The organism is Luteolibacter pohnpeiensis, from assembly GCF_016595435.1.
Classification (GTDB): domain Bacteria; phylum Verrucomicrobiota; class Verrucomicrobiia; order Verrucomicrobiales; family Akkermansiaceae; genus Luteolibacter; species Luteolibacter pohnpeiensis.
Genome location: NZ_JAENIJ010000164.1, coordinates 1 through 640, shown reverse-complemented (window position 1 = coordinate 640; position 640 = coordinate 1). Strand labels below are relative to the sequence as shown.

Here is a 640-nt window from a genome sequence, read left to right as displayed (position 1 = left end):
GATCCGCCAGAAGCTCCCGATTTTCCCTTCTTCTTGCGGCCTTTCTTCGCGCCAGCTTCAACTTGCTCGAACAGGGCACGCTTGCCTTTGATCGTAAACAGCCGGGTGTGATAGAAAATCTCGTAATCCTTCGCAAGTCTGCCGCGAGCTTCTGGAATGATTGGAATCGTCAACGCCTTGGCTCGCTTGGCGCGGATGGTCCCGCCACGAACCTTGTGCGCGTAGTGGTCGGCGTCGTTGAAGATGATGGCGCCGTCCTGATCCGAACTGCCGAACGACCAGCCTGCGGTGATGGTCGAACCAAACGCGGAACCTTCACCCCCGCCCTTGCCCATGTAGTTTTTGCCACGCCATTTGCCGGCGCGGTCGAACTCGCGATGATACGCGGCTGCCTCAAGCACCGCTGCCTTGCCAGCGACCTTGTTCAGCCCCGCCTTTTCAGGGCCGGAAAGGGTTTCGACGTATCCGCGCATGAACTTGCTCGCGTCGTTCTTCACACTGACTTTGAGCGCAATCATGATTCGTAACGGCTGGTGCTACCGGCGAGCACGCCGGAGGAAATGGCTTTTTCAAGAGCGGTCTGAAGAACTGGCGTGTTGAACTGACCGGACAGCTCCGGCATTTCACGGTGGGCCTTTTC

1 protein-coding gene is annotated in these 640 nt (G+C 58.1%); it reads right to left on the bottom strand.

The features are described 5' to 3' along the window. On the bottom strand, positions 1 to 518 hold a 518-nt coding region (locus JIN85_RS20770), incomplete at its 3' end, for a hypothetical protein (RefSeq protein WP_200274455.1). Positions 519 to 640: the final 122 nt, after the last annotated feature.